The 25270-nt window shown below is 53.7% G+C and carries 23 protein-coding genes, 1 tRNA gene and 1 pseudogene; 16 read left to right on the top strand and 9 right to left on the bottom strand.

Annotated features, from left to right (window positions below; translation table 11 throughout):
• Positions 1-194 precede the first annotated feature (194 nt).
• Positions 195-1538, bottom strand: a complete 1344-nt coding sequence (argG, locus tag GFC06_RS07180; RefSeq protein WP_153689979.1) for an argininosuccinate synthase — start codon at positions 1536-1538, stop codon at positions 195-197.
• A 334-nt stretch (positions 1539-1872) separates the two neighbouring features.
• On the opposite strand from argG, the gene GFC06_RS07185 reads away from it, so the two are divergent.
• The 12 genes from GFC06_RS07185 to mtr all read left to right on the top strand — a co-directional run bounded on the left by GFC06_RS07185 (position 1873) and on the right by mtr (position 15833).
• A tRNA-Met gene (locus tag GFC06_RS07185) sits at positions 1873-1949 on the top strand.
• Positions 1950-2156: 207 nt separating this feature from the next.
• Positions 2157-2609 carry a ribosome maturation factor RimP gene (gene rimP, locus GFC06_RS07190; protein WP_003024996.1) on the top strand — a complete coding sequence of 151 codons (453 nt, stop codon included), beginning with the start codon at positions 2157-2159 and terminating at the stop codon, positions 2607-2609.
• A gap of 28 nt (positions 2610-2637) precedes the next feature.
• Positions 2638-4125 carry a transcription termination factor NusA gene (gene nusA, locus GFC06_RS07195; protein ID WP_003024992.1) on the top strand — a complete coding sequence of 496 codons (1488 nt, stop codon included), beginning with the start codon at positions 2638-2640 and terminating at the stop codon, positions 4123-4125.
• Between the two features lie 24 nt (positions 4126-4149).
• Positions 4150-6840 (top strand): translation initiation factor IF-2, encoded by a 2691-nt coding sequence (infB, locus tag GFC06_RS07200; RefSeq protein WP_016154667.1) that lies wholly within the window; start codon positions 4150-4152, stop codon positions 6838-6840.
• A 220-nt stretch (positions 6841-7060) separates the two neighbouring features.
• A complete protein-coding gene (rbfA, locus tag GFC06_RS07205; RefSeq protein ID WP_003024988.1) occupies positions 7061-7465 on the top strand; it encodes a 30S ribosome-binding factor RbfA in 405 nt (134 codons plus the stop codon).
• Positions 7465-8409 (top strand): tRNA pseudouridine(55) synthase TruB, encoded by a 945-nt coding sequence (gene truB, locus GFC06_RS07210; RefSeq protein WP_047358518.1) that lies wholly within the window; start codon positions 7465-7467, stop codon positions 8407-8409. Before rbfA ends, truB begins: the two co-directional genes overlap by 1 nt.
• A 272-nt stretch (positions 8410-8681) precedes the next feature.
• Positions 8682-8951, top strand: a complete 270-nt coding sequence (gene rpsO / locus GFC06_RS07215; RefSeq protein ID WP_000059465.1) for a 30S ribosomal protein S15 — start codon at positions 8682-8684, stop codon at positions 8949-8951.
• A 246-nt stretch (positions 8952-9197) separates the two neighbouring features.
• On the top strand, positions 9198-11330 hold the full coding sequence (pnp, locus tag GFC06_RS07220) for a polyribonucleotide nucleotidyltransferase (RefSeq protein WP_008785911.1): 2133 nt from the start codon (positions 9198-9200) through the stop codon (positions 11328-11330).
• Positions 11331-11439: 109 nt separating this feature from the next.
• Positions 11440-12324, top strand: a complete 885-nt coding sequence (gene nlpI / locus GFC06_RS07225; protein ID WP_003024982.1) for a lipoprotein NlpI — start codon at positions 11440-11442, stop codon at positions 12322-12324.
• A gap of 106 nt (positions 12325-12430) precedes the next feature.
• A complete protein-coding gene (gene yrbN / locus GFC06_RS07230; RefSeq protein ID WP_010723222.1) occupies positions 12431-12511 on the top strand; it encodes a protein YrbN in 81 nt (26 codons plus the stop codon).
• Positions 12504-14435, top strand: coding sequence for a DEAD/DEAH family ATP-dependent RNA helicase (locus GFC06_RS07235; RefSeq protein ID WP_047413955.1), 1932 nt, complete (start codon positions 12504-12506; stop codon positions 14433-14435). Before yrbN ends, GFC06_RS07235 begins: the two co-directional genes overlap by 8 nt.
• A gap of 153 nt (positions 14436-14588) precedes the next feature.
• Entirely contained in the window at positions 14589-15833 is a 1245-nt protein-coding gene (gene mtr / locus GFC06_RS07240; protein ID WP_153689980.1) for a tryptophan permease, read from the top strand.
• 89 nt (positions 15834-15922) lie between these two features.
• Here the strand turns inward: mtr and GFC06_RS07245 are convergent, their stop codons facing one another.
• The 3 genes from GFC06_RS07245 to ubiU form a co-directional block, all read right to left on the bottom strand.
• Entirely contained in the window at positions 15923-16930 is a 1008-nt protein-coding gene (locus tag GFC06_RS07245; RefSeq protein WP_016154663.1) for a luciferase-like monooxygenase, read from the bottom strand.
• Positions 16931-17010: 80 nt separating this feature from the next.
• Positions 17011-17889: a U32 family peptidase gene (locus GFC06_RS07250; RefSeq protein ID WP_141875701.1), complete on the bottom strand. Its 879-nt coding sequence runs from the start codon at positions 17887-17889 to the stop codon at positions 17011-17013.
• Positions 17890-17897: 8 nt separating this feature from the next.
• On the bottom strand, positions 17898-18893 hold the full coding sequence (ubiU, locus tag GFC06_RS07255; RefSeq protein WP_016154661.1) for a ubiquinone anaerobic biosynthesis protein UbiU: 996 nt from the start codon (positions 18891-18893) through the stop codon (positions 17898-17900).
• Positions 18894-19112: 219 nt separating this feature from the next.
• Between ubiU and ubiT the strand changes: the two genes are divergently transcribed.
• Together ubiT and GFC06_RS07265 are read left to right on the top strand one after the other, a co-directional pair.
• Entirely contained in the window at positions 19113-19637 is a 525-nt protein-coding gene (gene ubiT / locus GFC06_RS07260) for a ubiquinone anaerobic biosynthesis accessory factor UbiT (protein ID WP_016154660.1), read from the top strand.
• The gene (locus GFC06_RS07265) at positions 19631-20134 is read left to right on the top strand and encodes a GNAT family N-acetyltransferase (RefSeq protein WP_016154659.1); all 504 of its coding nucleotides are present in this window, start codon (positions 19631-19633) and stop codon (positions 20132-20134) included. Before ubiT ends, GFC06_RS07265 begins: the two co-directional genes overlap by 7 nt.
• Here GFC06_RS07265 and GFC06_RS07270 read toward each other — a convergent pair.
• Positions 20121-20430: pseudogene (locus GFC06_RS07270) on the bottom strand (GIY-YIG nuclease family protein). The gene GFC06_RS07265 and the pseudogene GFC06_RS07270 overlap by 14 nt on opposite strands.
• 43 nt (positions 20431-20473) lie before the next feature.
• Between GFC06_RS07270 and GFC06_RS07275 the strand changes: the two are divergent.
• Entirely contained in the window at positions 20474-20902 is a 429-nt protein-coding gene (locus GFC06_RS07275) for a YhbP family protein (protein WP_049281847.1), read from the top strand.
• A 37-nt stretch (positions 20903-20939) separates the two neighbouring features.
• A complete protein-coding gene (locus tag GFC06_RS07280) occupies positions 20940-21575 on the top strand; it encodes an NAD(P)H-binding protein (protein ID WP_047499696.1) in 636 nt (211 codons plus the stop codon).
• A 49-nt stretch (positions 21576-21624) separates the two neighbouring features.
• On the opposite strand, the gene dolP is transcribed toward GFC06_RS07280, so the two are convergent.
• From dolP to GFC06_RS07300, 4 genes are read right to left on the bottom strand one after another with little or no spacing between them, the layout of a single operon-like run.
• The gene (gene dolP / locus GFC06_RS07285) at positions 21625-22200 is read right to left on the bottom strand and encodes a division/outer membrane stress-associated lipid-binding lipoprotein (protein ID WP_003024954.1); all 576 of its coding nucleotides are present in this window, start codon (positions 22198-22200) and stop codon (positions 21625-21627) included.
• A 9-nt stretch (positions 22201-22209) separates the two neighbouring features.
• A complete protein-coding gene (gene diaA / locus GFC06_RS07290) occupies positions 22210-22800 on the bottom strand; it encodes a DnaA initiator-associating protein DiaA (protein WP_003024948.1) in 591 nt (196 codons plus the stop codon).
• A 34-nt stretch (positions 22801-22834) separates the two neighbouring features.
• Positions 22835-23230 (bottom strand): YraN family protein, encoded by a 396-nt coding sequence (locus GFC06_RS07295; protein ID WP_019077774.1) that lies wholly within the window; start codon positions 23228-23230, stop codon positions 22835-22837.
• Positions 23188-25239: a penicillin-binding protein activator gene (locus tag GFC06_RS07300; RefSeq protein WP_153689981.1), complete on the bottom strand. Its 2052-nt coding sequence runs from the start codon at positions 25237-25239 to the stop codon at positions 23188-23190. Before GFC06_RS07300 ends, GFC06_RS07295 begins: the two co-directional genes overlap by 43 nt.
• Positions 25240-25270: the final 31 nt, after the last annotated feature.

Here is a 25270-nt window from a genome sequence, read left to right on the forward strand (position 1 = left end):
AAAAGACGCTGCAAAGCGTCTTTTTTTTCGTCTGTCATTTGTGGTGGTTCTGTAGGTCGGATAAGACATTTAGGACGCCATCCGACTATTACAATACCTGATGGTGCCAGGCTTATCAGGCCTCAGGGTAACAGAACATCCCTATTTTCTGCGCATAAAAAAGGCCGCTTTCGCGGCCTGAAGATGATGAATATTTACTTCGCCTTGTTTTCCAGATTCTCAACCTGCGGCAGGCCGGTTGTGGAAGAGGCGGTCAGCAGGCCAGACTGTGCATAACCGAACAGCTTCTCGCGGGTATCAGTGATATCCAGATTACGCATGGTCAACTGACCGATACGATCATCCGGAGAGAATACCGAGTCGCCTTTTTCCATCGTCAGACGTTCTGGTTTGTAAGTCAGATTGTCCGACACGGTGTTGAGGATTGAGTAGTCATTACCGCGACGCAGTTCCAGCGTCACTTCACCCGTAATCTGGCTGGCAACCCAACGCTGCAGACCGTCACGCAGCATCAGCGCCTGAGAGTCAAACCAGCGGCCCTGATACAACAGACGACCAAGCTGGCGACCGTGCGCGTGATACTGCTCGATGGTGTCTTCGTTGTGAATCCCGGTCAGCAGACGCTCGTAGGCGATGTGCAGCAATGCCATCCCCGGAGCTTCGTAGATGCCCCGGCTTTTCGCTTCAATGATCCGGTTTTCAATCTGATCGCTCATACCCAGACCGTGACGACCGCCGATGCGGTTGGCTTCCAGCATCATCTCAACGTCGTCGCTGAAGGTTTTACCGTTCAGCGCTATCGGATGACCCTGCTCAAAACGCACGGTGACTTCTTCTGCCGGGATCTTCACGCTCTCATCCCAGAATTTCACGCCCATAATCGGGTTGACGATTTTGACGCTGGAGTTCAGAAACTCGAGGTCTTTTGCTTCGTGGGTCGCCCCGAGCATATTGGAGTCCGTGGAGTACGCTTTCTCAACGGACATCTTGTAGTCGAAACCACAGGCAATCATAAATTCGGACATCTCATGGCGACCGCCGAGTTCATCGATAAAATCGGTATCGAGCCATGGTTTGTAAATCTGCAGTTCGGCGTTGGTCAGCAAACCGTAACGATAGAAACGTTCAATATCGTTACCTTTATAGGTGCTACCGTCACCCCAGATATTTACGCCATCTTCTTTCATGGCCGCAACCAGCATGGTGCCGGTGACAGCACGGCCCAGCGGAGTGGTATTGAAATAGGTCAGTCCGCCGGTGGTGTTGTGGAATGCACCGCACTGAATCGCTGCGATCCCTTCGGCAACCAGTTGCTTACGGCAATCTACCAGGCGAGCATTCTCAGCACCATATTCCATTGCACGGCGAGGAATGGCGTCATAGTCATCCTCATCCGGCTGGCCCAAATTCGCAGTATATGCATATGGGACAGCCCCTTTTTGTCGCATCCACAGCAGTGCTGCACTGGTGTCCAGGCCGCCGGAAAAAGCGATACCAATACGTTGACCTACCGGGAGATGCTTGAGAATCGTCGTCATAAAATAAAACCCTGCTTGATAGACTGGTGAAGAGGTCGGCTTATTATACTAATTGCATTTTTATGCAAAATAAGTGAGTTTTCATTTAATCATCTTTTCTGGATGACAGGAAGAGTTTAGTGATAATTTCGTTAAATAACGGCGCGGGTGATACATTTATCTGGTCGAATATTCGCTGGGCAGCATTCATTGATTTGCATAGTCGTAACAAGGTTGACATACCGCATAGTGAATCAATATACTGTGCGCAGATTTTACGTCCCGTCCTCGGTACCAAATCCCAGCAGTATTTGCATTTTTTACCCAAAACGAGTAAAATTTGCCACGTTTCAGGCGCGGGGTGGAGCAGCCTGGTAGCTCGTCGGGCTCATAACCCGAAGGTCGTCGGTTCAAATCCGGCCCCCGCAACCACTTTCCCTTAGAGTTCTTTTTCAAATATACTGTGAAGACTTAGGCCTTCGTAGCTGGATTTGAAAAAAATTCTTTCGGAAGGTTTTCCGAACCGCAGGTGCGGTTATAGGGTTCAGTTATATAAAGCCCCGATTTATCGGGGTTTTTTGTTATCTGACTACAGAATAACTGGGCTTTAGGCCCTTTTTTTATGTCTTGGGGGTGGGCTTGTCCACATTAGAGCAAAAATTAACAGAGATGATTACAGCGCCAGTTGAAGCCCTGGGCTACGAGTTGGTCGGCATCGAATTTATTCGTGGTCGCACATCCACACTGCGCATCTATATTGATAGTGAAGATGGCATCAATGTTGATGATTGTGCTGATGTGAGCCATCAGGTAAGCGCCGTGATGGATGTCGAAGACCCAATCACCGTTGCCTACAACCTGGAAGTCTCCTCTCCGGGTCTCGACCGTCCTCTGTTCACAGCTGAACACTACGTGCGTTTCCTGGGTGAAGAAGTGACGCTGGTTCTTCGTATGGCGGTACAAAACCGTCGTAAATGGCAGGGCGTTATCAAAGCGGTGGATGGTGAGATGATCACGGTCACAGTCGAAGGTAAAGATGAAGTGTTCGCGCTGAGTAATATCCAGAAGGCGAACCTGGTTCCCCACTTTTAACAGTCTGGATTGAGGTGAAAAGCCCGCGATGAACAAAGAAATTTTGGCTGTTGTTGAAGCCGTATCCAACGAAAAAGCGCTGCCACGCGAGAAAATTTTTGAAGCGCTGGAAAGTGCGCTGGCTACAGCAACAAAGAAAAAATATGAGCAAGAGATCGACGTTCGCGTAGAAATCGATCGTAAAAGCGGTGATTTCGATACCTTCCGTCGTTGGGTAATCGTAGAAGAAGTTACTCAGCCGACCAAAGAAATTACGCTGGAAGCGGCACGCTTCGAAGACGAAAGCCTGAACGTGGGCGAATATGTTGAAGATCAGATTGAATCTGTCACCTTTGACCGTATCACCACCCAGACCGCGAAACAGGTTATCGTACAGAAAGTACGTGAAGCCGAACGCGCAATGGTTGTCGATCAGTTCCGCGAACACGAAGGCGAAATCGTCACCGGTGTGGTGAAGAAAGTTAACCGCGACAACATTTCTCTGGATCTGGGCAGCAATGCTGAAGCCGTGATCCTGCGTGAAGACATGCTGCCGCGTGAAAACTTCCGCCCAGGTGACCGTATCCGCGGCGTTCTTTACTCTGTACGCCCGGAAGCGCGCGGTGCCCAGCTGTTCGTAACCCGTTCCAAACCGGAAATGCTGATAGAGCTGTTCCGCATTGAAGTGCCGGAAATTGGCGAAGAAGTGATCGAAATTAAAGCGGCTGCTCGCGATCCGGGTTCACGTGCGAAAATCGCCGTTAAGACCAACGACAAGCGTATTGATCCGGTCGGCGCCTGTGTGGGTATGCGCGGTGCGCGCGTTCAGGCGGTTTCTACCGAACTGGGCGGCGAGCGTATCGATATCGTCCTGTGGGATGATAACCCGGCGCAGTTCGTGATTAACGCAATGGCGCCAGCAGACGTCGCTTCTATCGTGGTGGATGAAGACAAACACACCATGGATATCGCGGTTGAAGCCGGTAACCTGGCTCAGGCGATTGGACGTAATGGTCAGAACGTCCGCCTGGCTTCACAACTGAGCGGTTGGGAACTCAACGTGATGACCGTTGATGACCTGCAGGCGAAGCATCAGGCTGAAGCACATGCAGCCATTGATACCTTCACCAAATATCTCGATATCGATGAAGATTTCGCGACAGTTCTGGTGGAAGAAGGTTTTGCGACGCTGGAAGAACTGGCCTACGTGCCAATGAAAGAGCTGTTGGAAATTGACGGCCTGGATGAACAGACCGTTGAAGCGCTGCGCGAGCGTGCTAAAAACGCACTGACCACTCTGGCACTGGCCCAGGAAGAAAGTCTCGGTGATAACAAACCGGCTGACGATCTGCTGAATCTGGAAGGATTGGATCGTGAGATGGCCTTCAAACTGGCTGCCCGTGGTGTTTGTACGCTGGAAGATCTCGCTGAACAGGGCATTGATGATCTGGCTGATATCGAAGGGTTGACCGACGAAAAAGCCGGTGAGCTGATTATGGCTGCCCGTAATATTTGCTGGTTCGGCGACGAAGCGTAATAAACTGTAGCAGGAAGGAACAGTATGACAGATGTAACCGTAAAAACGCTGGCTGCAGAGATACAGACCTCCGTGGATCGCCTGGTACAGCAATTTGCTGATGCAGGTATCCCGAAGTCTGCTGACGACTCTGTGTCCGCACAAGAGAAACAAACCTTACTGGCGCATCTGAACCGTGAAAACGGCTCAGCGCCCGATAAGTTGACATTGCAGCGTAAAACGCGCAGTACTCTCAATATTCCAGGTACCGGTGGAAAAAGCAAATCGGTACAAATCGAAGTCCGCAAGACACGCACCTTTGTGAAACGCGATCCGCAAGAGGCTGAACGCCTTGCCGCGGAAGAGCAGGCGCAGCGTGAAGCGGAAGAGCAAGCCCGTCGTGAGGCAGAAGAAGCTGCCAAACGCGAGGCGCAACAAAAAGCCGAACGTGAGGCCGCAGAACAAGCTAAGCGTGAAGCCGCTGATAAAGCGAAACGTGAAGCTGCGGAAAAAGACAAAGTGAGCAATCAACAGACCGACGATATGACTAAAACCGCCCAGGCCGAAAAAGCCCGCCGTGAAAATGAAGCCGCAGAACTGAAGCGTAAAGCGGAAGAAGAAGCACGTCGCAAGCTTGAAGAAGAAGCGCGCCGCGTAGCGGAAGAAGCTCGCCGTATGGCGGAAGAAAACGAGAAGAATGGTGTGAATAACGCTGAACCTGTTGAAGATACCAGCGATTATCACGTCACTACCTCTCAGCATGCTCGCCAGGCAGAAGACGAGAACGATCGTGAAGTAGAAGGCGGCCGTGGTCGTACTCGCAGCACGAAAGCAGCGCGTCCGGCGAAGAAAGGTAACAAACACGCTGAATCTAAAGCTGACCGTGAAGAAGCGCGTGCAGCGGTTCGCGGCGGTAAAGGCGGTAAGCAGCGTAAAGGTTCCGCTCTGCAGCAGGGCTTCCAGAAGCCGGCTCAGGCCGTTAACCGTGACGTTGTGATCGGCGAAACCATCACCGTTGGCGATCTGGCGAACAAGATGGCAGTCAAAGGTTCCCAGGTCATCAAAGCGATGATGAAGCTGGGCGCAATGGCGACCATTAACCAGGTCATCGACCAGGAAACCGCACAGCTGGTTGCCGAAGAGATGGGCCACAAAGTTATCCTGCGTCGTGAAAACGAGCTGGAAGAAGCAGTAATGAGCGACCGTGACACCGGCGCTGCGGCAGAACCGCGCGCACCGGTAGTGACCATCATGGGTCACGTTGACCACGGTAAAACGTCTCTGCTGGACTACATTCGCTCCACGAAAGTTGCCTCTGGCGAAGCGGGTGGCATTACTCAGCACATCGGTGCGTACCATGTTGAAACTGACAACGGTATGATCACTTTCCTGGATACCCCGGGTCACGCCGCGTTTACCTCCATGCGTGCTCGTGGTGCTCAGGCAACGGATATCGTTGTTCTGGTTGTTGCAGCAGATGACGGCGTGATGCCGCAGACTATTGAAGCTATCCAGCACGCGAAAGCGGCAGGTGTGCCGGTAGTGGTTGCAGTCAACAAAATCGATAAACCAGAAGCGGATCCAGATCGCGTTAAAAACGAACTGTCCCAGTACGGCATCATGCCGGAAGATTGGGGCGGCGAGAGCCAGTTCGTCCACGTTTCTGCGAAAGCGGGTACCGGTATCGACGAACTGCTGGATGCTATCCTGCTGCAGGCCGAAGTACTGGAACTGAAAGCTGTGCGTAAAGGTATGGCGAGCGGTGCGGTTATCGAATCCTTCCTGGATAAAGGTCGTGGTCCGGTTGCTACCGTGCTGGTACGTGAAGGTACGCTGAACAAAGGCGACATCGTACTGTGTGGTTTCGAATACGGCCGCGTTCGCGCGATGCGTAACGAACTGGGTCAGGAAGTACTGGAAGCGGGTCCGTCCATTCCGGTGGAAATCCTGGGTCTGTCCGGTGTTCCGGCTGCGGGTGACGAAGTTACCGTTGTTCGTGACGAGAAGAAAGCCCGTGAAGTTGCACTGTACCGTCAGGGCAAATTCCGTGAAGTTAAACTGGCTCGTCAGCAGAAATCTAAACTGGAGAACATGTTCGCCAACATGACCGAAGGCGAAGTTCACGAAGTGAACATCGTTCTGAAGGCCGATGTTCAGGGTTCTGTAGAAGCGATTTCCGACTCTTTACTGAAACTGTCTACCGACGAAGTAAAAGTGAAGATTATCGGTTCTGGCGTAGGTGGTATCACCGAAACCGACGCGACCCTGGCTGCGGCATCCAACGCGATACTGGTTGGCTTCAACGTCCGTGCTGATGCCTCTGCACGTAAAGTTATTGAATCAGAAAGCCTGGATCTGCGTTACTACTCCGTCATCTATCATCTGATCGACGAAGTGAAAGCAGCGATGAGCGGCATGCTGTCTCCGGAACTGAAACAGCAGATCATTGGTCTGGCTGAAGTTCGTGATGTGTTCAAATCACCGAAATTCGGCGCTATCGCAGGCTGTATGGTTACCGAAGGCACGATTAAACGTCACAACCCAATCCGCGTACTGCGCGACAACGTGGTTATCTATGAAGGCGAGCTGGAATCCCTGCGCCGCTTCAAGGATGACGTCAACGAAGTCCGTAATGGCATGGAATGTGGTATCGGCGTTAAGAACTACAACGACGTTCGCGTTGGCGATATGATCGAAGTGTTCGAGATTATCGAGATCAAACGTACCATCGCATAATCTTCGTCGTCTTTTGGGCCGCAACTGCGTTGGCTGCGCTCGATCACCCCGGTCACATAGTTATCTATGCTTCCGGGGATTTACGAGTTTGCCGCCTTGCTGCAACCCAAAATCCTTAGAAGATGATTAAGTGTAGGCTGGGGAAGCGAAGCGCCACCCGGCAAGAAATTTAAAAAGGGGCTTATGGCCCCTTTTTTGTCTTTATTCTGGAGAATTTATTATGGCGAAAGAATTTGGTCGCCCACAGCGTGTCGCGCAGGAGATGCAGAAAGAAATCGCACTCATCCTGCAACGCGAAATCAAAGACCCGCGTGTTGGTATGATGACCACCGTATCGGGTGTTGAGATGTCCCGAGACCTGGCATACGCTAAAGTGTTCGTGACTTTCCTTAACGATCAGGACGAAGCTGCCGTGAAAAACGGCATTAAGGCACTGCAGGAAGCCTCTGGTTTTATCCGCTCTCTGCTGGGTAAAGCAATGCGTTTGCGTATCGTGCCTGAGCTGACCTTCTTCTACGACAATTCGTTAGTTGAAGGGATGCGCATGTCCAACCTGGTGACCAGCGTGGTGAAACATGACGATGAGCGTCGTGTGAACCCAGCGGACGACAGCAAGGAGGACTGATGAGTCGTCCTCGTCGTCGTGGTCGCGACATTCACGGTGTTCTGCTGCTGGATAAGCCGCAGGGCATGTCCAGCAATGACGTACTGCAAAAAGTAAAGCGCATCTACAATGCCAACCGCGCGGGACATACCGGCGCGCTGGATCCGCTGGCAACAGGCATGCTGCCTATCTGCCTCGGTGAAGCGACTAAGTTTTCCCAGTATTTGCTGGATTCTGACAAACGCTATCGTGTGGTTGCCCGTCTGGGCCAGCGTACCGACACCTCCGATGCCGATGGGCAAATCGTGCAGGAGCGTCCGGTAACCTTCAGCGCAGAGCAGCTTGCGAGCGCGCTGGAGACTTTCCGCGGCGATATCGAGCAGATTCCGTCAATGTATTCGGCGCTGAAGTACCAGGGTAAAAAGCTGTACGAATATGCGCGTCAGGGCATTGAAGTGCCGCGTGAAGCGCGCCCGATTACCGTCTATGAGCTGCTGTTTATTCGCCACGAAGGTAACGAGCTGGAGCTGGAAGTTCACTGCTCCAAAGGCACTTATATTCGCACCATCGTTGACGATCTCGGTGAGAAGCTGGGCTGCGGCGCGCACGTAACGTATCTGCGTCGTCTGACGGTCAGCAAGTATCCGGTGGATCGTATGGTTACGCTGGAACATCTGCATGAGCTGGTTGAACAGGCCGAACAGCAGAACATTCCGGCGGCGCAGCTGCTTGATCCTTTGCTGATGCCAATGGACAGTCCTGCATCGGACTACCCTGTTGTTAATTTGCCTTTAACATCGTCGGTTTACTTTAAAAATGGTAACCCGGTACGGACGTCAGGTGCGCCGCTGGAAGGGCTGGTGCGCGTGACGGAAGGCGATGATGGCAAGTTTATCGGCATGGGGGAGATGGACGATGAAGGTCGTGTCGCCCCTCGTCGCCTGGTGGTTGAGTATCCTGCATAGCGCTCTCTGTCTTGCGATAAAAGGGCGCTGCGAGTAGAATACTGCCGCTTAACGTCGCGTAAATTGTTTAACAATCTGCGTGGCGTGTACACAAAATCATTCGAGCTGCATCAAGGCGGCAGGTCTGAGGATCCTCAGGAGCTTACTCAGGTAAGTGACCGAGGTGAGCGGACACAGCCAGCGCAGGGTCAGTTTGAAGAAGGCGTGTATACACTGGGATAGCTGAATTAGAGATCGGCATCCTTTCATTCTTAACACTTTGGAGTTTTAAAATGTCTCTAAGTACTGAAGCTACCGCTAAAATCGTTTCTGAGTTTGGTCGTGATGCAAACGACACCGGTTCTACCGATGTTCAGGTTGCTCTGTTGACTGCACAGATTAACCACCTGCAGGGCCACTTTGCAGAGCACAAAAAAGATCACCACAGCCGTCGTGGTCTGCTGCGCATGGTTTCTCAGCGTCGTAAACTGCTCGACTACCTGAAACGTAAAGATGTTGCACGTTACACCGCGCTGATCGAGCGTCTGGGTCTGCGTCGCTAATTCTTTCGAGTTTCAGAAAGAGGGGGCCTTCATGGCCCCTTTTTTCCAGCAGATGGCAGCAATTCGCTGGAAACTAATGTATTGTTGCTATGAATGATCTTCCGTTGCAGAGGTTCGCGCGGCTAATGAGAGGCTTTACTCATGCTTATGGGTTAGGGTTGTCATTAGTCGCGAGGATGCGCAGAAGATCGGGTATTAACGATGGCGCAAAAATGTGCCGTCAAAAAATAGAGAAAGGATATTAATTTGCTTAATCCGATCGTTCGTAAATTCCAGTACGGTCAGCATACCGTTACGCTGGAAACCGGCATGATGGCGCGTCAGGCGACTGCCGCTGTTATGGTTAGCATGGATGACACTGCGGTATTCGTTACCGTTGTTGGCCAGAAAAAAGCGAAACCAGGCCAGGACTTTTTCCCACTGACCGTTAACTATCAGGAGCGTACCTACGCTGCTGGCCGTATCCCGGGTAGCTTCTTCCGTCGTGAAGGCCGTCCGAGTGAAGGCGAAACTCTGATCGCGCGTCTGATTGACCGCCCGGTTCGCCCGCTGTTCCCGGAAGGCTTCGTTAACGAAGTTCAGGTTATCGCGACCGTTGTTTCCGTTAACCCGCAGGTTAACCCGGATATCGTGGCAATGATTGGTGCATCTGCTGCGCTGACTCTGTCTGGCATCCCATTCAACGGCCCGATCGGTGCTGCACGTGTTGGTTACATCAATGACCAGTACGTACTGAACCCGACTCAGGACGAACTGAAAGAAAGCAAGCTGGACCTGGTTGTTGCTGGTACTGAAGCTGCCGTACTGATGGTTGAATCCGAAGCTGAACTGCTGAGCGAAGACCAGATGCTGGGCGCTGTAGTATTCGGCCACGAACAGCAGCAGGTTGTTATTCAGGCTATCAACGAGCTGGCGAAAGAAGCTGGCAAACCGCGTTGGGACTGGCAGCCAGAAGCCGTCAACGAAGCGCTGAACGCACGCGTTGCCGCACTGGCAGAAGCTCGTCTGAGCGATGCTTACCGTATCACCGACAAACAAGAGCGTTACGCTCAGGTTGACGTGATCAAATCTGAAACCATCGCAACTCTGGTGGCTGAAGACGAAACCCTGGACGCTAACGAACTGGGTGAAATCCTGCACGCTATCGAGAAAAATGTTGTTCGCAGCCGCGTACTGGCAGGCGAGCCGCGCATCGATGGCCGTGAAAAAGATATGATCCGTGGTCTGGACGTGCGTACTGGCGTTCTGCCGCGTACCCACGGTTCCGCACTGTTCACCCGTGGTGAAACTCAGGCGCTGGTTACTGCGACCCTGGGCACCACTCGTGATGCGCAGAACCTTGACGAGCTGATGGGCGAGCGTACTGACAACTTCCTGTTCCACTACAACTTCCCTCCGTACTGCGTAGGTGAAACCGGTATGGTCGGTTCTCCGAAGCGTCGTGAGATTGGTCACGGTCGTCTGGCGAAGCGTGGCGTACTGGCAGTGATGCCGGAACTGGATAAATTCCCGTACACCGTACGTGTGGTTTCTGAAATCACCGAATCTAACGGTTCTTCTTCCATGGCTTCCGTATGTGGTGCTTCTCTGGCGCTGATGGACGCAGGCGTGCCGATCAAAGCTGCCGTTGCGGGTATCGCGATGGGTCTGGTGAAAGAAGGCGACAACTTTGTTGTTCTGTCTGACATCCTGGGCGACGAAGACCACCTGGGCGATATGGACTTCAAAGTGGCGGGTTCCCGCGACGGTATCTCTGCACTGCAGATGGATATCAAAATTGAAGGTATCACCAAAGAGATCATGCAGGTTGCTCTGAACCAGGCTAAAGGTGCGCGTCTGCACATCCTGGGTGTGATGGAACAAGCGATCAACGCACCGCGTGGTGACATTTCTCAGTTCGCTCCGCGTATCCACACCATCAAGATCAGCCCGGACAAGATCAAAGACGTTATCGGTAAAGGCGGTTCTGTTATCCGTGCTCTGACCGAAGAAACCGGCACCACCATTGAAATTGAAGATGATGGTACTGTGAAGATTGCTGCGACCGACGGCGAGAAAGCGAAATATGCTATCCGTCGTATCGAAGAGATCACCGCAGAGATCGAAGTAGGCCGTATCTACAATGGTAAAGTGACCCGTATCGTTGACTTTGGCGCATTCGTTGCCATTGGTGGCGGTAAAGAAGGTCTGGTACACATCTCTCAGATCGCTGACAAACGCGTTGAGAAAGTGACCGATTACCTGCAGATGGGCCAGGAAGTACCGGTCAAAGTTCTGGAAGTTGATCGCCAGGGCCGTGTTCGTCTGAGCATTAAAGAAGCAACTGAGCAGTCTCAGCCTGCAGGCGAACCGGAAGCTCCGGCAAGCCAGGGCGAGTAAGGTTGCCATTGCCCTCCGTGAAAGCGGAGGGCTTTTAACCCGGCAGGACGCCTTGTTAGCAACCGGGGAACCTGGACGTTCATTCAATCGTTGTCTTCGGGAGTGGGAAATGAAGCCTTTTTTGCGCTGGTGTTTCGTTGCGACAGCACTCACGCTGGCTGGATGCAGTAATTCCGCCTGGCGTAAGAGTGAAGTCCTCGCAGTACCATTGCAACCGACTTTGCAGCAGGAAGTGATTCTGGCACGTATGGAACAAATTCTTGCCAGTCGGGCTTTAACCGATGACGAACGCGCACAGCTTTTATATGAGCGCGGAGTGTTGTATGATAGTCTCGGTCTGAGGGCACTGGCGCGAAATGATTTTTCACAAGCGCTGGCAATCCGACCAGATATGCCTGAAGTATTCAATTACTTAGGTATATATTTAACGCAGGCAGGCAATTTTGATGCTGCCTATGAAGCGTTTGATTCTGTACTTGAGCTTGATCCAACTTACAACTACGCGCACTTAAATCGCGGTATCGCATTGTATTACGGCGGTCGCGACAAGTTAGCGCAAGATGATCTGCTAGCGTTTTATCAAGACGATCCCAATGATCCTTTCCGTAGTCTGTGGCTTTATCTCGCCGAGCAGAAGCTCGATGAGAAGCAGGCTAAAGAAGCGTTAAAGCAACGCTTTGAGAAATCGGATAAAGAGCAATGGGGATGGAACATTGTCGAGTTCTACCTGGGCAACATTAGCGAAGCAACGCTGATGGAACGCCTAAAGGCGGACGCAACGGATAACACCTCGCTCGCTGAGCATCTCAGTGAAACCAACTTCTATTTAGGTAAGTACTACCTAAGTCTGGGGGATTTGGACAACGCTACGGCATTGTTCAAACTGGCGGTGGCTAACAACGTTCATAACTTTGTTGAGCACCGATACGCATTGTTGGAATTATCGCTCCTGGGCCAGGACCAAGATGACCTGGCAGAATCGGACCAGCAATAGCTGACGTACACATCAGCCCGTAATCTTTTTTGATTGCCATCACCTTCACGGGTGAGGGCGTTGTTGTTCGTTAATACACCTACTTTGAGCCGGTTCACACTTTTCAATGAAAATTGCAGATCAATTTCATGATGAGTTATGTAGACTGGCCGCCATTAATTTTGAGGCACACGTACTACATGGCTGAATTCGAAACCACTTTTGCAGATCTGGGCCTGAAGGCTCCTATCCTTGAAGCCCTTACCGATCTGGGTTACGAAAAACCATCTCCAATCCAGGCAGAGTGCATTCCGCATCTGCTGGGCGGCCGCGATGTTCTGGGTATGGCCCAGACGGGTAGCGGCAAAACTGCAGCGTTCTCTTTACCGCTGCTCAACAATCTTGATCCTGAGCTGAAGGCACCTCAGATTCTGGTGCTGGCACCGACCCGCGAACTGGCGGTTCAGGTTGCAGAAGCCATGACGGATTTCTCTAAACACATGCGCGGCGTGAACGTGGTTGCCCTGTACGGCGGCCAACGTTATGACGTGCAATTACGTGCCCTGCGTCAGGGACCACAGATCGTTGTCGGTACGCCGGGCCGTCTGCTGGACCACCTGAAGCGCGGTACTCTGGACCTCTCCAAACTGAGCGGTCTGGTACTGGACGAAGCTGATGAAATGCTGCGTATGGGCTTCATCGAAGACGTTGAAACCATCATGGCGCAGATCCCGGAAGGTCATCAGACCGCTCTGTTCTCCGCGACTATGCCGGAAGCGATTCGTCGTATTACCCGCCGCTTTATGAAAGAGCCGCAGGAAGTACGCATTCAGTCCAGCGTAACTACCCGTCCTGACATCAGCCAGAGCTACTGGACCGTCTGGGGCATGCGTAAAAATGAAGCGCTGGTGCGTTTCCTGGAAGCAGAAGACTTTGATGCGGCGATTATCTTCGTTCGTACCAAAAATGCGACCCTGGAAGTGGCAGAAGCGCTGGAGCGTAGCGGTTATAGCAGCGCTGCACTGAACGGCGACATGAACCAGTCCCTGCGTGAGCAGACTCTGGAGCGTCTGAAAGATGGCCGTCTGGATATTCTGATTGCTACCGACGTTGCGGCCCGTGGCCTGGACGTTGAGCGTATCAGCCTGGTTGTTAACTACGACATCCCGATGGATTCCGAATCTTACGTTCACCGTATCGGCCGTACCGGTCGTGCGGGCCGTGCGGGTCGCGCGCTGCTGTTCGTTGAGAACCGTGAGCGTCGTCTGCTGCGTAACATCGAACGCACCATGAAGCTGACTATTCCGGAAGTAGAACTGCCGAACGCAGACCTGCTGGGCAAACGCCGTCTGGAAAAATTCGCCGCTAAAGTACAGCAGCAGCTGGAAAGCAGCGATCTGGATCAGTACCGTGCTCTGCTGGCGAAAATGCAGCCGGAAGAAGAACTGGATATCGAAACGCTGGCAGCAGCACTGCTGAAAATGGCTCAGGGCGAACGTCCGCTGATCCTGCCGCCAGATGCGCCGATGCGTCCGAAACGCGAATTCCGCGACCGTGACGATCGTGGTCCGCGTGACCGCAACGATCGTGGCCCGCGTGGTGACCGTAATGAGCGTGGTGGTGAAGACCGTCCGCGTCGTGAACGTCGTGACGTTGGCGATATGCAGCTGTACCGCATTGAAGTGGGCCGTGATGACGGTGTTGAAGTCCGTCATATCGTTGGTGCGATTGCTAACGAAGGCGATATCAGCAGCCGTTACATCGGTAACATCAAGCTGTTTGCTTCCCACTCAACCATCGAGCTGCCGAAAGGTATGCCGGGCGACGTGCTGCAGCACTTTACCCGTACTCGCATCCTGAACAAGCCGATGAACATGCAGCTGGTTGGCGATGCAGTTCCGCACACCGGTGGTGAGCGTCGTGGCGGTGGCCGTTTCAGCGGTGAGCGTCGTGAAGGCGGTCGTGGCGAAGGTCGTGGTTTCAGCGGTGAGCGTCGTGAAGGCGGTCGTAGCGAAGGTCGTCGTTTCAGCGGCGAACGTCGTGAAGGCAACCGCGGTCCGCGTCGTGACGATTCTTCTGCTCCGCGTCGTGATGATTCCGCTGGTCGTCGTCGTTTCGGTGGTGATGCGTAATCCATGCGAAATTACGGTTTAATACCGTAAAGTAAAATATACAGCCCCGATCTCAACAATCGGGGCTTTTTTTATTTCATTTGTACTCGTGTACTGGTACAGTGCAGCACATTGAAATGTAGTCACAATATAAATGACTGGAGAGATGGCTAAATGGCAACACTAACCACCACCCAAACGTCACCTTCGCTGCTTGGCGGCGTGGTGATCATCGGCGGCACCATTATTGGCGCAGGGATGTTTTCTCTGCCAGTGGTCATGTCCGGGGCGTGGTTCTTCTGGTCAATGGCGGCGCTGATCTTCACCTGGTTTTGTATGCTGCACTCCGGGCTGATGATCCTTGAAGCTAACCTCAATTACCGCATTGGTTCCAGCTTTGACACCATCACGAAAGATCTGCTGGGCAAAGGCTGGAACGTTGTGAACGGCATCTCGATTGCTTTCGTTCTCTATATCCTTACCTATGCGTATATCTCGGCGAGCGGTTCGATCCTGCATCACACCTTCTCGGAGATGTCGCTGAACGTTCCGGCGCGTGCGGCGGGTCTTGGTTTTGCGCTGCTGGTGGCGTTCGTGGTGTGGTTAAGCACCAAAGCGGTTAGCCGCATGACGGCGATTGTGCTGGGCGCGAAGGTGATTACTTTTTTCCTGACCTTCGGCAGTCTGCTGGGGCATGTTACGCCCACGACGCTGTTTAACGTGGCGCAGAGCAACGCTTCGTATACGCCGTACCTGCTGATGACGTTACCGTTCTGCCTGGCCTCATTCGGCTATCACGGCAACGTCCCGAGCCTGATGAAGTACTACGGCAAAGATCCGAAGACCATCGTTAAGTGCCTGGTGTACGGCACGCTGCTGGCGCTGGTGCTGTATACCGTATGGTTGCTGGGGACGATGGGTAACATCCCGCGTCCGGAATTTATCGGTATTGCGCAGCAGGGCGGTAACATTGATGTGCTGGTACAGGCGCTGAGCGGCGTGCTGAACAGCCGCAGTCTGGATCTGCTGCTGGTGGTGTTCTCCAACTTTGCGGTGGCGAGTTCATTCCTCGGCGTCACGCTCGGTCTGTTTGACTATTTGGCGGATCTGTTTAGTTTTGATGACTCGGCAATGGGACGTTTTAAAACGGCATTGCTGACGTTTGTCCCGCCGATTGTCGGTGGTCTGCTGTGGCCGAACGGTTTCCTGTACGCCATTGGCTATGCAGGGCTTGCCGCAACCATCTGGGCCGCCATTGTTCCGGCGCTGCTGGCCCGTAAATCCCGTGAGCGTTTCGGCAGCCCGAAATTCCGTGTCTGGGGCGGCAAGCCGATGATTGCGCTGATCCTGGTATTCGGTATCGGCAACGCGGTTATCCATATTCTGTCGAGCGTGAATTTGTTGCCTGTGTACCAGTAACCTTTTAGTGCCGGATGGCGGTTGCGCCTTATCCGGCCTATATGGTCTCGTAAGCCCGGTAAGCGAAGCGCCACCGGGCAAAACAACGATTACCCCACCAACTCTTCTTTCACCTGCATCGCCAGGTCAAACGAATGTAGCCGTGCCTGATGATCAAAAATCTGGCCGTTAACCATAATTTCATCGGCCTGGGTTTCACGCAAAATGGCGTCGAGACCGTGTCGCACTTTCGCCTTATCACCAACCAGCGACATGCTCAGCGCCTGTTGTACGCCGTACTGCTCGGAAGCGGACCACAGCTGATGCATATTCTCTACCGGTGGCGGTAGCTGGCCGGTTTCGCCACGACGCAGTTTCACAAACGCCTGCTGCATTGAGGTGAAAAGAAATTCGGCATCGCGGTTGCTGTCGGCGGCAATGATGTTGATGCACACCATCGCATACGGCTTTGCCAGACGCGCTGAGGGCTTGAACTGGGTGCGATACAGATGCAGCGCCTGATGCAACATATCCGGAGCAAAGTGCGAGGCGAAGGCAAATGGCAGGCCGAGCTGGGCTGCCAGCTGTGCGCTGTACAGACTGGAGCCTAATAACCAGACCGGGATCTGCTCGCCGTAGCCGGGAACCGGGCGTACATGAGGATTTGGATCGCGGGCGTCGAACCAGTCCACCAGTTCAGCTACGTCGCGCGGGAAGTTATCGATATCACCACTCATATGGCGGCGCAACGCGCGCATGGTCGGCTGGTCGCTACCCGGCGCGCGGCCAAGCCCGAGATCGATTCGTCCCGGATACAGCGTATTCAGGGTACCGAACTGCTCGGCGATCACCAGCGGCGAATGGTTGGGCAGCATAACGCCGCCAGAACCAAGATGCAGCGTGGTGGTATTGGCAGCCAGATAGCCAATCAGCACAGAGGTCGCCGCGCTGGCGATGCCGGTCATGTTGTGATGTTCTGCCAGCCAGTAGCGGTGGTAGCCGCGCTTTTCGGCCAGTCGAGCGAGATCAAGCGAGTGTGTGAAGGCCTCTTTTGCCGAAGATCCTTCAGGGATCGGCGCCAGATCCAGCACCGAGAACGGAATAGTTTTGTCAGTCATAACGGCTCACTTTGTTACCGGTTAATCTTTTAATACTGCATTAAAGATTAGCGAATGTTGTTAACAAAGTGAGCTATTAATCACGGCTGTAGTTCAAGACCTGCCAGTCGCTTCCAGTAGCCGTTGCAGTCGCTGTGGGTAGCAAGCGGTAATGGGGCAGTGCCATTTTCATTGGCGCGGAAGGCATCGAGCATGGCGAACGTGTCGCTGCCTGAAGGGGACAGACGCACAATATCAACCAGACCCTGCATCGATATCAGCTCGTTGCCGAGGTTGTAAACATAGCCGCTCATAGTCTGGATGCCGTTGAGGACAAAGACCTGCTGATTCTCCTGCGACAGCACATCGCGCCCATTCGGGTATTTGATGCAGCAGGTTTCACACTCGTCTTTTGGACGGTCTTCAGAGCGTGCGGTAAAGCAGCGGGCAGAGTACGCCAGCGGCAGATGCCCGTAGCTCAGTACCTCTACTTCAAACTGATTGCGAATACCCAGCTCTTCACACTGGTTAAGCAGATTGACCAGCCAGTCACGGGACAGTTCTACCGGCATACACCAGCGCACCATGCCCTGCCTGAGCAACAAACGCAGGGTTACCGCGTTGTAGCAGTTGAGCGCATGCCCGGCGACAAACGGCAGCTTACGCTCGGCGCACATGTTTACCACACCGAGATCGCTGGCTTCCAGCAGGAAGTCGCCGTTTTCGACATAGCGCTTCAGTTCTCCCAGCTCAGAGGAGGCCTGCACCAGCGCCAGCGTTGACAGCACCACCTGTTTACCGCTGCCAGCGAGCGATTTCGCCATATCGATCCAGTCGCCTACTTTGGTAGCGCGGCGTTTACTGCACACCGCTTCGCCAAGGTAGATAACGTCGGCCTGGCTGGTGGCGGCCTGCTGATAAAAATCTTCCAGCGTTTCTTTCGGCCAGTACCACAGCACCGGCCCTAAGGAATATTTCATTGCTTCTCTCACTGCCATTTACGGTGATACGCGCCAAGCGTGGTCTGCGTGCCTTCGGACATTGAACCGAGCGTTTCCATCCACGCGGCCTGTGGGGCGTAGTTTTGCGGGTCGGCCATACAGCGGTCGATCGCCTGGCGCCACACTTTCGCCACCTGGCTGACGTAGGCCGGGCTACGCTGACGCCCTTCGATTTTCACCGAGGCAATATTGGCCGCCAGCAGTTCTGGCAGCAGCTCCAGCGTATTCAGGCTGGTGGGTTCTTCCAGCGCATGATAGCGCTCGCCATCAACCAGATAGCGGCCTTTACACAGCGTCGGATAACCGGCGTTTTCTCCGTCCTGATAGCGGTCGATCAGCACTTCATTAAGACGGGATTCCAGCCCTTGTTGGGTCTGCTGCCAGCGAACAAAACGGGCAGGAGAGCAGGCGCCAACCGTATTAGGAGACTCGCCCGTCAGATAGGATGAAAGATAGCAGCGGCCTTCCGCCATAATGCACAGACTGCCAAAGGCGAACACTTCCAGGGGAACTGGCGTGACGCGAGCGAGTTGCTTCACCTGGTGAATAGACAGTACGCGCGGCAGCACCACGCGGGCGACATCAAAGTTGCGATGATAGAAATTAATCGCCTCTTCATTGGTTGCGGATGCCTGAACAGAGACATGACGCTCAATATGCGGGTAGCGCTCTGCGGCATACTCAAGCATGGCGAGGTCGGCGAGGATCAGCGCATCCGCACCCAGTTGCGCCGCCATATCTACGGCACGTTGCCAGCGCGCGTAACCATCCGGATGCGCAAAGGTGTTAATCGCGATGTGCAGCTTACGGCGGTGCTGATGGACAAAACTCACCGCTTCCTGCAATTTTTTCTCGGTAAAATTAAGGCCGGCGAAATGACGGGCGTTGGTATCATCTTTCAGCCCGATGTAGACCGCATCAGCGCCGTTCTCGATGGCCGCCTTAAGCGCCGGGAGGTTTCCGGCAGGGCAGAGCAGCTCCATAATTTATCCTGAACGTTGCGCCGTAAAGGGCGCAGAAATGTTAACGAAGAGGGATTTTAGTTAACCTTGCTGAGACAATTTTTGATTTGAGGCAGTTAAAGTCGTATTGGTGATACCAATAAGAGGTAACAATTTCGTAGCGAATTGTTGATTTATGCCGCTATGTCGTTTATTTGATATGGCAAAATAGCAGGATAATTGAAACAGGGAGTAAAGCTCGTGTTGGATAAACTGCGTTCACGCTTAGTACATTTTGGTCCTTCTCTGATGAGTGTACCGGTTAAACTGACGCCCTTTGCGCTGAAGCGCCAGGTTCTGGAGCAGGTCCTGAGCTGGCAGTTTAGTCAGGCGCTGGCCGATGGGGAGCTGGAGTTTCTCGACGGTCGCTGGCTGAGCATTCATGTGCGTGACATTGGCCTTAAATGGTATACCTCTGTTGAGAACGATAAACTTATCGTCAGCCAGAATGCAGAGGCGGATGTGAGTTTTAGCGCGGATGCCAGCGATCTCCTGATGATCGCGGCGCGTAAGCAGGATCCGGATACGCTGTTCTTCCAGCGTCGCCTGGTGATTGAAGGTGATACAGAATTAGGGCTGTATGTTAAAAATCTGATGGACGCCATCGAACTGGATCAGATGCCTAAAGCGTTGCGCGTCATGCTGATGCAGTTGGCGGATTTTGTTGAGGCGGGAATGAAAACGTCGCCAGAAACCAAACAGACTTCGGTAGGTGAGCCATGCTGATTCGAGTTGAAATTCCCATTGATGCCCCAGGTATTGATGCATTGCTGCGTCGTTCATTTGAGAGCGATGCGGAAGCGAAATTAGTGCACGACCTGCGTGAAGACGGTTTCATAACGCTGGGTCTGGTTGCTACCGATGACGAAGGTCAGGTAGTGGGTTACGTCGCGTTCAGCCCTGTCGATGTCCAGGGCGAAGACCTGCAATGGGTCGGCATGGCGCCGCTCGCGGTGGATGAAAACTACCGTGGACAGGGCCTGGCGCGTCAGCTGGTCTATGAAGGACTCGATTCCCTGAACGAGTTTGGTTACGCCGCGGTGGTTACGCTGGGCGATCCGGCGCTGTACAGCCGCTTTGGTTTTGAGCTGGCTGCCCATCATGACCTGCGTTGCCGCTGGCCGGGCACCGAAAGCGCGTTCCAGGTTCATCGCCTGGCGGAAGATGCGCTGGAGGGTGTGACGGGCCTTGTGGAATACCACGACTACTTCAATCGTTTTTAAGCGCCGGGGGTTTGCAGGCTGCTCAGTAGTGCCTCAAGCCCTTCGCCTTCAACAAGGCGCTCTTTCTGCCGCTTTGTAAGCTGTTTGACGCGATATTCTAAGCGCAGGGCCAGCGAACGGTCGCCGACCTGAGCCGCAAATGCCAACGTGAGTTCCCCCTTTCCGCGCAGCGCCTTCGCGCCTTTCCCACTTTGATGCTGCTTATAGCGGCGCTGCACATCGGTGGTTATTCCGGTGTATAAGGCGTTGTCCGCAGTACGGATCAGGTACAGATACCAGGGTGTCATTGTCACCATCGACGTGATAATTTTCAGGCCTACAGTATAAAAGAGAACAGAAATGGAAACACTGACTGCGGTGACCCGCTGGCTGGCAAAGCAGCACGTCGTGACCTGGTGTGTACATCATGACGGTGAATTATGGTGCGCCAATGCGTTTTACCTGTTTGATGCGCAGAAGATGGTGTTCTATGTGCTGACCGAAGAAAAAACGCGCCATGCGCAGATGTCCGGGCTGCGCGCGCCGATTGCCGGCACGGTAAATGGTCAGCCCAAAACGGTCGCCCTGATTCGTGGCGTACAGTTTAAAGGGGAAATCCGGCGTCTTGAAGGGCTGGAGAGTGAAGCCGCGCGTAACGCCTACAACCGCCGTTTCCCGGTCGCCAGAATGCTGCCTGCGCCCGTGTGGGAGATTCGACTGGATGAAGTCAAATTCACGGACAACACGCTGGGCTTTGGTAAAAAAATGCACTGGCAACGTGATCTATAGTTAATAGAGTGATTAAAGAGTCAGGGGAAGATTAGCGATGAGTCAGGTGTTAATAACAGGCGCAACGGGGCTGGTAGGCGGAAATTTGCTGCGTATGCTGCTCAATGAACCCCGGGTCAATGCCATCACGGCGCCGACGCGTCGACCGCTGGCTGATACGGCTGGCGTCTATAATCCCTATGATCCGCAGCTAACCGATGCGCTGGCGCAGGTCACCGAACCGGTAGATATTGTCTTTTGTTGTCTGGGAACCACCCGGCGTGAAGCGGGTAGCAAAGAAGCGTTTATCCATGCTGACTATACGCTGGTGGTGGACACGGCCCTGACGGGGCGTCGGTTGGGCGCTCAGCATATGCTGGTGGTCAGTTCGATGGGGGCCAATGCCAATTCACCGTTTTTTTATAACCGGGTGAAAGGGGAAATGGAGCAGGCGCTGATCGCGCAAAATTGGCCACGGCTGACGATTGTTCGGCCTTCAATGTTACTCGGAGAGCGGGATAAACAGCGGGCGAATGAGAGATTTTTAGCGCCGTTATTTCGGCTGCTGCCGGGGAACTGGAAGTCGATTGAGGCGCGTGATGTAGCCCGGGCTATGCTGGCGGAGGCACTGGCACCTGGACATGAAGGCGTTTCGATCCTGACCTCTTCCGAACTGCGCGAAAGAGCCAAATAAAATGCCGGAGAGGACGCTCTGGCGTCCCCATCCGGCATTTGTAGCAGTCTTACTTAATAAACGTAAAAGCCGTAGTGACGCGTTTCACGCCGCTTACCCGGCTGGCAATGTCTGCCGCAGCCTTCGCTTCGCGTTCAGTTACCAGACCCAACAGGAACACTTCCCCGTTTTCGGTGGTGACTTTCACGTTAGAGGATTTCACCTGATCGCTGGTCAGCAACTGGGAACGTACTTTAGTGGTTATCCAGGTATCGTTAGACGCATCGCCCAGGCCGATTGGCTGACCCTGACGGATCTCATTAAAGACCTCAGTGGTACCTTCTACACCCATCGCAATCTGTTTTGCCCGCGCAGACAGTTCGCTATTTGGCGACTGACCGACCAGCAGCACTTTACCCTGATACGCGCTCACGTTGATACGCGCCTCTTTCTTGATCTGGGCATCTTTCGACAACGCGGTATTGACGCGTAATTCCAGGGTTCCGTCATCTACCTGGGTGCCTACACTGCGAGGATCCGTCGCGGCTTTGGTGCCGACAGCAGCAGTTCCGACAACGGCGGCAGCGACACAGCCTTGCAGCAGCAGGGCAGCGATAATCACAGCAAGCGGCGAAAATGCCTTCATGTGTACTCCTTAATCATCCTGGTGAGGGAAAAGCGTGTTATCGATGAGATCGCAAAGGCAGTTGACCGTCAGCATATGCATTTCCTGAACGCGGGCGCTGTGGTGTGAAGGGATACGGATTTCAACATCCTGCGGCCCCAGTAACCCGGCCAGCTCCCCTCCGTCATACCCGGTCAGTGCGACAATTGTCATGTCGCGTGTCACGGCGGCTTCAACGGCTTTTACGATATCGCGGCTATTACCACGCGTAGAGATTGCCAGCAGAACATCACCTGCATGTCCCAGCGCACGGACTTGTTTTGCATAAACTTCGTCGTGCAGGCGATCGTTGGCAATCGCAGTTAAGACCACATTATCAGTATTTAGTGCAATCGCAGGTAAACTTGGGCGCTCTGTTTCAAAACGATTGATCATGCTGGCAGCAAAATGCTGTGCGTTGGCAGCGGACGTCCCATTACCACAACAGAGAATTTTGTTGCCATTGAGCAGGGACTGAACCAGCGTCATGGCTGCACGGGAGATCGCATCCGGAAGTGCTTCAGCCGCAGCTATCTGAGTTTGAATGCTTTCTGTAAAGCAGACTTTAATTCTATCTAACACGCTAATCCTTAAGAACCAGGCTCTGAATCTTCAACTATGAGCGGTCGTTGAACGCGTCCTTAAACCACTCAACATCATTTCCGGTGAAGGCTAACACATCGAACCGGCAATCCACAGTATCAAAACTTCCATTGTGGCGCGCAAGCCACAAGCGGGCAGTCTGTAATAATTTGTGTTGTTTGCTCCGGGTCACACTCGCCGCTGCACCGCCAAACTGGGCTGAGCGCCGATAGCGAACCTCAACAAATACGGTGGTGTTGCCTTCACGCATTATCAGGTCGATTTCGCCGCCACGCTCATGCACGTTGGCGGCGATAAAATGCAGTCCCTTGCTCTGCAGCCAGTCACGCGCGGTGGATTCCCACGCGTCACCGGTCTGTTTACTCGTTAACTGGCGGGGACGACTTGTCCTTGCTGGTATTTGAGCCATGATAACTTCCTGTTAATCACACAATCCTGCGTTGCGGTTAAGGCTCCGGTGTTGCCGTTAATTTCGAAACCCTGCACCTGACGCATTTGCGAGAAGTGGTTGGCAAGCGACCAGGCATCGACGCCCATCGCGTACATACGCGCCAGCGAGTAGTCGTTACGAACCGCGCCCAGCGCCTGCTGCATGAGAGGGGCGTTAGCGCCTGCCAGCATCGGAATTTCGCTGTACTGCAAGCCTTCCATCTCCAGACGGAAATCCGGGCCGGCAGTTCCCTGCGCGCTACGGGAGCTGGCGTACAGCGTGGCACCGCTCTGGCTACCGTTACGCATGGCGATCATCGGCTTTATAAATGCAATTTCTTCCGGCGTTGCCAGAATATATACGGCATCAACACGACCGCTGCCGCCGGTGATTTGCGCATCGGTAGGTGCTGCCGGAATGGTCAGACCGCCAATCGTCACGCCAGGCTGCGCGGGTACAGAAGAGGTGACCGGGCTGCCCGTCAGGGAGATCCCCGAGCCGCCGTTGACGCCCATTTTCAGCTCAGCGGTGGAGCCGAATTTCTGCTGCAGCACCACGCCGCCACCCAGTTTTTGCCACTCCTGTGCAAAGGCGTTGGCAACGCGATCGCCTAACGAACTCCGCGGGATCAACAACAGCGGCGTCTGTTTTCCTTGATCGCGAATGTGGCGTGCTGCGTCGCGCGCTTCATCTTCTGGCGACAGAGCGAAGTAGCAGACGTTCGGCAGGTTTTTCACCGACTCCGGCTGATTAAGCGCCAGGACGTTTAATGGCGTGTTGCTTTTCATCAGCTCTTCAACATTGTTCTTCAACAGTGGGCCAACCACGATGCTGGCGCCATCCTGCTGAACCTGAGTCAGGATCTGATTCAGCGGCAGTGATGACGTGTCGTAGATTTTCAGCTCCGCGGACGGATTCGCTGGTGCGCTGGCGGTTGTTGGCTGCGCAGGCGCTGTTGGTTGTGGGGCTGTAGCTTCTGGCTGTGCTGGCGTCTCGTTGGTCAGATCGCTTACTGACGCCTGAGCCGGGCTGGCAACACCGTCAGTCGTTTGCGGCTGTTCCGTGGTCGTCGCAGCCGCTGTATCCGCAGCAGGCGCGGTAACAGCAGGGGCCGCTACGGGTTGAGTACCCATATTTTTCGCAGCTTCAAAGCCTTGCTGAATAGTACGGCCAAATACAGCGGCCTGACCGTTCAGCGGCAGCAGCAGAGCAATTTTGCTGGTGGAAGCGGGTTTAAAGCTCTGCACGTTAACCAACTGCGTTGGCAATAGTTTTGCCCCCGGGTTTTGTGGATAACGTTTCTGCCAGTCAGCAATACCGGCTTTCATCATGTCTGGATCGTTACGGTTATCGAACCAGACGCGCTGGAGATCTAACCAGCCTTGCAGCACGTTTTCATCCGCATTGATGACCAGCGTCTGCGCTTGCTCCTGGGTCATGGATGACAGCGCTTGCCAGGTGGCATCCATGTTTTTCTGCTTAGCGTTCGCGGCCAGCAGCGGTTCCTGGGCGATCAGGGCGCGCAGTAGCGTCAGCGATGGACGACCCTGGTTGACGTCGATTTGCGCCTGCCAGTATCTCGCCTGCTGGTTTTGATCAAAATCGGCGGGGGTTAGCTTATCCAGCAGGGCCTGTGCGCCAGCGACATCTTTCTGCGCGAGCTTAATTTCGACGGCCAGCAGTGACTGCTCACGACGCTGGGTATCGCTTAGCTTCTGTGGTAGCTGGTTGAACAACTCGATAGCCTGTTGGCTCTTGCCTTCTTTCAGCAGTGCACGAATGGCGAGTAATTGCCAATTGGTCTTGCTATCATCTGAGCTTTGCTGCATTTGTTGCAGATAAAAGCCGGAATCAGCCTGCGCAGTGCCCTGCATATGGGCTGCACTCTGGTCTGGCGCCTGGGTGCCACAGCCTGCGAAAATCAGTGCTGCCAGAATGACTGGTAGCGCGCGTGCGGCTTTCAAACGAGAAAATGTTGAGGGTACCATACTGTATCCAGTGATATTTTTTTACTCAATG

It is taken from the genome of Citrobacter braakii (assembly GCF_009648935.1).
GTDB lineage: Bacteria > Pseudomonadota > Gammaproteobacteria > Enterobacterales > Enterobacteriaceae > Citrobacter > Citrobacter braakii.